The 6,000-nt window shown below is 73.5% G+C and carries 8 protein-coding genes; 3 read left to right on the top strand and 5 right to left on the bottom strand.

The annotated features are described in order from the left end of the window. The 3 genes from GD880_RS12420 to GD880_RS12410 form a co-directional block, all read right to left on the bottom strand. Positions 1–146: helix-turn-helix domain-containing protein (locus GD880_RS12420; RefSeq protein WP_152231926.1), on the bottom strand; the 146-nt coding region annotated here is incomplete at its 3' end. A gap of 299 nt (positions 147–445) precedes the next feature. After that, positions 446–943, bottom strand: a complete 498-nt coding sequence (locus GD880_RS12415) for a hypothetical protein (RefSeq protein ID WP_152231925.1) — start codon at positions 941–943, stop codon at positions 446–448. Positions 944–1,017: 74 nt separating this feature from the next. Next, positions 1,018–1,842: a class II glutamine amidotransferase gene (locus GD880_RS12410; protein WP_152231924.1), complete on the bottom strand. Its 825-nt coding sequence runs from the start codon at positions 1,840–1,842 to the stop codon at positions 1,018–1,020. 183 nt (positions 1,843–2,025) lie between these two features. Here GD880_RS12410 and GD880_RS12405 point away from each other — a divergent pair, with 183 nt between their 5' ends. Next, the gene (locus GD880_RS12405) at positions 2,026–3,153 is read left to right on the top strand and encodes an aminopeptidase P family protein (RefSeq protein ID WP_152231923.1); all 1,128 of its coding nucleotides are present in this window, start codon (positions 2,026–2,028) and stop codon (positions 3,151–3,153) included. 99 nt (positions 3,154–3,252) lie between these two features. Further along, positions 3,253–3,705 carry an SHOCT domain-containing protein gene (locus GD880_RS12400; protein WP_152231922.1) on the top strand — a complete coding sequence of 151 codons (453 nt, stop codon included), beginning with the start codon at positions 3,253–3,255 and terminating at the stop codon, positions 3,703–3,705. 81 nt (positions 3,706–3,786) lie between these two features. Here the strand turns inward: GD880_RS12400 and GD880_RS12395 are convergent, their stop codons facing one another. Then, positions 3,787–4,215, bottom strand: coding sequence for a VOC family protein (locus tag GD880_RS12395; RefSeq protein WP_226909616.1), 429 nt, complete (start codon positions 4,213–4,215; stop codon positions 3,787–3,789). Between the two features lie 196 nt (positions 4,216–4,411). Between GD880_RS12395 and GD880_RS21045 the strand changes: the two genes are divergently transcribed. After that, positions 4,412–5,386: a nuclease-related domain-containing protein gene (locus GD880_RS21045; RefSeq protein ID WP_152231921.1), complete on the top strand. Its 975-nt coding sequence runs from the start codon at positions 4,412–4,414 to the stop codon at positions 5,384–5,386. Positions 5,387–5,416: 30 nt separating this feature from the next. Here GD880_RS21045 and GD880_RS12385 read toward each other — a convergent pair whose 3' ends face one another. After that, positions 5,417–5,779 carry a nucleotide pyrophosphohydrolase gene (locus tag GD880_RS12385; RefSeq protein ID WP_152231920.1) on the bottom strand — a complete coding sequence of 121 codons (363 nt, stop codon included), beginning with the start codon at positions 5,777–5,779 and terminating at the stop codon, positions 5,417–5,419. Positions 5,780–6,000 lie beyond the last annotated feature (221 nt).

Genomic DNA, 6,000 nt, shown 5'->3' with positions numbered 1-6,000 from the left:
TCGAGGGCGGCCTCGCCCTCGGCCCGGTAGCGGGCCAGGAGCTTGTAGACCCAGGAACGGTGGACGTTGTAGGTGGCGGCGACCTCGGCCACGGGACGCTTCTGGGTCACGACCGCGGCGATGACCAGGCGGGGCAGGCTCGACATGCCCCACCGGTAGTGCCTCCAGGCACTGTCGCCGATGTCCTGGGAGACGTGTCGCCGATGTCTTGAGAGACCTGTCGCCTATGTCTTGAACCACGACACCTCTAGCTCCACCGAGGATCTACCAGGATCCAAACCCCCGAGCCACACGGTTCGGGGGTTTTCTCGTTCTCCGCCGTGGGGCCCGAGGCGCCGTCTGCCGCGGGCATCGGCCGCGCAGCGCAGCGGCCCCAGGGCGCGAGCGACTCGGCACCCAGGCGCTCAGTCGACTCGGCACGCAGGCGTTCAGTGCACACAGGCGTTCAGTGCACGAGGGCCTTCAGGGCGATGAGCACCGCGGCGATGGCCGCGACCGCGGCCGCCTCCAGCAGCGAGCGGGCCATCCCGGCGCCGGTGAGGCGTGCGGCCAAGAACCCGTAACCGGCGAGGAGGGCGAGGCCGGACCACTTGGCGACAACGAACGCCGTCCCGTACGCCATGAAGCCGAGCACGACGGCGAGGAAGAACACGCTGGGGAACGCGACCCCGATGGCGACGGCCACCGCGTTCGCGGTGATGACGCGCGGCGGCTCGCGGTGCCCGCCCATGCTCGCGCGTGCTCGTCCGCCAAGGTGCTCGCTGTACATCTCCGCGAGCGCCACGGCCAGGGCGGTCGCCAGGAGCGTGCCGACGGCGGCGGACGGCGTGGGCGGATGGGCCTCGAGCGTCAGGACCAGCGCGAGGCCGATGATCGAGCCGTACACCACCCGCGAGACCTGCCCAGAGCCGAGGTGGCTGAGGATCCGCGGGTGCACGGTCATGGACGTTCCTCCTCGGGCGGGACCCGGCGTCCGCCGGGTGCGGCACCACGAACGGCACCGCGCCACGCCCGTGGTCAGGCCGCGGCCAGCAGCGGCCGGAACGGCAGAAGCTCGGCCTCCCCGGGCCGCACGAACCCGCAGGAGGACTCGGGGACCTCGTTCCAGGCCCCGCTGAGGTCGCGCAGCGGCTCGGAGACGATGAAGCGCGCCTCGGTGCCCAGCTCGTGCAGCACCTCCACCTCCGGGTGCAGCGCGGCGAGCTTGTCCACCCGGGTGGAGAAGTACAGCGAGCGCGCCTGACCCGAGCTGGCGTACCGGAACGCCCACATGCCTACGCCGTCCGTGGTCGCGACGGTCATCTGCACCGGGTGAGGCACGCCGTGACGGGCGGCGACGTCCTCGACCAGGCCCACCGCGCGTTCGACCGCGGGGATCGGGTCCTGCTCGAGCCCGAAGGTCAGGGCGAGGAAGAAGAGGAGCTCGGAGTCGGTCGTCCCCTCGATGTCCGGGAAGAGGTCGGGATCGACCGCCATCACCAGGTCGCGCCGCAGCTCGTGGAAGCCGGCCACCATGCCGTTGTGCATCCACAGCCACCGCCCGTGACGGAAGGGGTGGCAGTTGCTGCGCTGCACCGCCGTCCCGGTGGACGCCCGGATGTGCGCGAAGAACATCCCGGTCCGGACCTGGCCGGAGATCTCGCGCAGGTTGCGGTCGTTCCAGGCGGGGTCGACGCCTTTGAACAGGGCCGGCTCCTCGCCCTCGCCGTACCAGCCGATGCCGAAGCCGTCGCCGTTCGTCGTCGTCGCCCCGAGGCGGGAGTGCAGGCTCTGGTCGATGAGGGAGTGCTCCGGCTTGAACAGCAGCTCCTCGGCCAGGATGGGCCGTCCGGAATACGCCATCCATCTGCACATGCGCCGACCGAACCACGAGCCGCGACGGTGTGGCATCATCCGGCCGGGGTGAAGCGGCCGATCGGGGACGTGGCCGCAGAATGCCTGGCAGCGAACGAGGCAGGTGCCGGCCGCACGTGTCCGGTGTGGGTGAGAAGCGGCCGTGACAGAGAGCTGAGGACGAGTCCGACGATGACGACCTCGACGGCGCCGACGCCCTTCACCGGCGCTGACTACGCCAGCCGGCTCACGCGTACGGCCCACGCGGCGCACGAGGCGGGGCTCGACGGCGTCCTCGTCGCCCCCGGGCCGGACCTCGTCTGGCTCACCGGCTACCAGCCCCCGCCCACCGAGCGGCTCACGCTCCTGCTGCTGCGTCCGGACCAGGAGGCCACCCTGGTCGCGCCGACCCTGGAACGGCCGGACGCCGAGGCGGCACCCGGCGCGGACATCTTCGAGGTCGTCGGCTGGGCCGACGGCGCCGACCCCTACGGCGTCGTCGCCCAGCTGCTCCGGCCCGACGGGCGCTTCGCGATCTCGGACGGCACCTGGGCCCTGCACCTGCTCGGCCTGCAGCGCGCGCTGCCCCGCACCCGGTATCGCGGCCTGAGCGAGTGCCTGCCCATGCTGCGCGCGGTCAAGGACGCCGCCGAGCTCGCCCGGCTGGCGGCCGCCGGCGCCGCCGCGGACGCCACCTACGAGGAGATCGTGGGCGCCCGCTTCGCGGGCCGGCGCGAGGCGGAGGTGGCCGCAGACCTGGCGGACCTGCTGCGGGCCCACGGGCACGAGCAGGTGGACTTCACGATCGTCGGGTCCGGACCCAACGGCGCCAACCCGCACCACGAGGCGGGGGAGCGGGTGATCGAGCCGGGCGACGTCGTCGTCCTCGACTTCGGCGGGCTCATGCACGGCTACGGGTCGGACACCACGCGCACCGTGTCCGTCGGCGAGCCGGGCCTCGAGGTCCGGCGCGTGCACGACGTCGTCCGGCGCGCCCAGCAGGCGGCCTTCGAGGCGGTCCGCCCCGGGGTGACGTGCCAGGAGATCGACCGGGTGGCCCGCCGGGTCATCACCGAGGCCGGGTACGGCGACCGGTTCATCCATCGGGTGGGCCACGGGATCGGCGTGACCACGCACGAGCCGCCGTACCTCGTCGAGGGCGAGCACCACAAGCTCCGGCCGGGCATGTGCTTCTCCATCGAGCCGGGGATCTACCTCCCGGGTCGCTTCGGCGTGCGCATCGAGGACATCGTCACCGTCGACGACGACGGCGGCCGGCGGCTCAACACCACCGAGCGGGACCTGCGGGTGGTCGCGTAACCGCCGGACGCGGGGGAGGAATCACCCGACGCGGGGGAGGTACCGAGACGGCGCCGGCGCGACGCTCGTCGTGTCTCCGCACACGGGAAGGTGGTCCGGATGGACTTCTGGTCGCAGTTCTGGCAAATCCTCTGGTGGACCCTGTGGTTCACCCTGTTCATCGCCTACCTGTGGGCGCTGTTCGCGATCATCACGGACATCTTCCGTGACCGCCGGCTCAACGGCTGGTTCAAGGCGCTGTGGCTGCTCTTCCTGCTGTTCTTCCCGTTCCTCGCGGCGCTGATCTACCTCATCGCCAGGGGCCGGGGGATGGCCGAGCGGAACATGCGGACGATGGAAGCCCAGAAGGCGGCCACGGACCAGTACATCCGGGATGTCGCAACCACGAGCGCGGCCGACGAGATCGCCAAGGCCAAGACCATGCTGGACTCGGGGGCGATCACCCCGGCGGAGTACGAGGCGCTCAAGGCGCAGGCGCTCGGCGGGAACCGCCAGACCTCCACGCCGGCCTCGCCGGCCGGACAGGCCTCCACACCAGCCGGGCAGCCCTGACCCACCGGAGGACCGCGGCCGGCCCGCCCGCACAGGGCAGCGGGGGCGGGCCAGCCGCGTCGGTGTGTCCTGACAACGGCGTCAGGACTGCTCGGCGCCCCCGCCGGCGACGTTGACCAGCCAGCGGATGCCGAACTTGTCGGTGCACATCCCGAAGTAGTCGCCCCACGGCGCCTTCTCGAGGGGCACGGTGACCTGTCCGCCGTCGGACAGCTTGTCCCAGTACCCGCGCAGCTCCGCCTCGTCGTCGCCGCTGAGCGAGACGGCGAGGTTGTCGCCGGGGGTGAGGTCCATGCCGTTGGGGGTGTCGGCGGCCATGAGCACGAGCCCGCTGGGGGTCTCGAGCATGGCGTGCATGATCTTGTCCTGCTCGGCCGGGTCCTCGCTGGCGTGGAACTCGCCGAAGGTGCTGGTGTTGAGCTCGCCGCCGAACACCGAGTGGTAGAACTCCATGGCCGCCTTGGCCGTGTCGCGGAAGTTGAGATACGGGTTGAGCCGGACGGTTGCCACGATCGGTCTCCCTTGGTCGGTCGGGGTGGTGGCCCGATTCTTGCCCAGGCGCGTGCCCGGAGGAAGGGGCTATCCCGGGAGCCCTCATCCTGGGACTGTCCCGGCCCGCCCGGGGCCTGTTCGGACAGCCCCCACCCCGGGGGCCAGCCGGAGCTCATGACGAGCGTACGGCCCGTCCTGCTGACACCATCCGCCCATGGTCCAGCGCACGCCCGTCCTCACCGCGGAGGACGACGACGATCCCGTGACGCCCCACCGCCGTGCCGGCCGCCGCACCCGGGTCGGTCGCGCCGTCACCGCCGCGACCGGTGGCGTGCGCGTGCGGCGCTGGCAGCGCTACGGCCAGGACCGCCTCTATGTCACGGCCGCGGACGGCGCCCTCGTCGGTTGGTACGACCTCGTCACCCTCACCGCGCACCCCGCCGCCCCGGGCCAAGCGGCCGCCCTCGGCGCCGCCCTCACCGCCTGGCGCGAGCGGGCCGCGCCGGTCCCGGGCCCTGACGGCGCGGGCACGGTGGGCGGGGCGTGGACGGACCTGGCCGGACGCCGGCCCGGCACGATGCCCCGCGCGCAGGCCGCGGCGCTGCGGCGGGAGGCGCCGGTGCGTACCTTCTTCGCCCGGGTGATCGGCCTGCCCACCCCTGAGCGGGCCCGGCGCGTGGCGGCCCGGGCCGAGGAGCGCGTCGCCACCGGCCTCGAGCGGCTGGTGCGCCGCGACCCGCGCTGGCGCATCCTCCACGCCGTGCCGGTCGGCCCGGACGGCTGCGACATCGACCACGTCGTCATCGGCCCGGCGGGGGTGTTCACCATCAGGGCCGCGTACCACCCCGGGGCCCGGGTGTGGGTGTCCGGCGACAACCTGCTGGTGGACGGCGTGCCGCAGCCCTACGTGGGCCAGGGCAGGGCCGAGGCGGCGCGCGCCGCCCGGCGGCTCACGGCCGCGTGCGGCTTCGAGGTGGCGGTGACGGGCCTGGTCGTGCCGGTGCGGGCCAAGGAGGTCGTGGTCCGCGCGGGGCCGGCCGGCGCCGCCGTGGTGGAGCGGGTGCGGCTGGGCCGCTGGCTGGCCGGGCGGCCCGAGGTCCTCGACGGCGTCCGGGTGGCGGCGATATACGCCGCGGCCCGCCGATCCTTGACGTGGACCGCGGCCACAGGGGCTGCCGCGTCGGCGTGAGGCGCCGCCGGGCCTGCGTGCATGGCGCCGCTAATGGCCGCCGGGGAGGTCGGTGTACTTGGCGTTGGACCCGCGCGAGAGCTCGACGGGGTACTTCGCGGCGTTCTTGTCGATCTTGGCGTGCACGGCCGCGCCGAGGTCGATGCCGAGGGAGTTGGCGACCTCGACCAGGTAGGTGAAGACGTCGGCGAGCTCGTCGGCGAGGGCCTCCCGGCCGGCGTCGGTCGCCGCGAACGCCCGGACGTCGTCGTCGCTGCGCCACTGCATGAGCTCGGCGAGCTCGCCCACCTCGCCGACGAGGGCGAGCGTGAGGTTGCGGGGCGTGTGGAACTGGTTCCAGTCCCGCTCGTCGGCGAAGGCACGCAGCCGGGCGTGCACGTCGGAGATGTCCATGGCACCTGTCTACCGCAGGCCGCGCCCCTCCCCGGGCCGCGTCACGCCGGCCGCCCCGCCCTTGCCTCAGCCGGGTGCGGCAGGCGGCGGCAAGGGCGGTGGTTGCGCGCCGGGTGCGCGCACGCTCACGCTGGTGCGGTGACGCGACGGGGCGACGCGAAGCCCGGGTCCTCGGCGGGTCCGCGCGGTGCGGCGCCGGGGTCATCGGCGGGTCCGCGCGG

Source organism: Georgenia ruanii, assembly GCF_009193175.1.
GTDB lineage: Bacteria > Actinomycetota > Actinomycetes > Actinomycetales > Actinomycetaceae > Georgenia > Georgenia ruanii.
This window is presented reverse-complemented; position numbering and strand designations above follow the sequence as displayed.

Bases quoted from the DNA above. Each gene is read 5' to 3' on its own strand.
- GD880_RS12415 (WP_152231925.1), bottom strand. From the start codon at position 943: ATGACCGTGCACCCGCGGATCCTCAGCCACCTCGGCTCTGGGCAGGTC.
- GD880_RS12410 (WP_152231924.1), bottom strand. From the start codon at position 1,842: ATGGCGTATTCCGGACGGCCCATCCTGGCCGAGGAGCTGCTGTTCAAG.
- GD880_RS12405 (WP_152231923.1), top strand. From the start codon at position 2,026: ATGACGACCTCGACGGCGCCGACGCCCTTCACCGGCGCTGACTACGCC.
- GD880_RS12400 (WP_152231922.1), top strand. From the start codon at position 3,253: ATGGACTTCTGGTCGCAGTTCTGGCAAATCCTCTGGTGGACCCTGTGG.
- GD880_RS21045 (WP_152231921.1), top strand. From the start codon at position 4,412: ATGGTCCAGCGCACGCCCGTCCTCACCGCGGAGGACGACGACGATCCC.
- GD880_RS12385 (WP_152231920.1), bottom strand. From the start codon at position 5,779: ATGGACATCTCCGACGTGCACGCCCGGCTGCGTGCCTTCGCCGACGAG.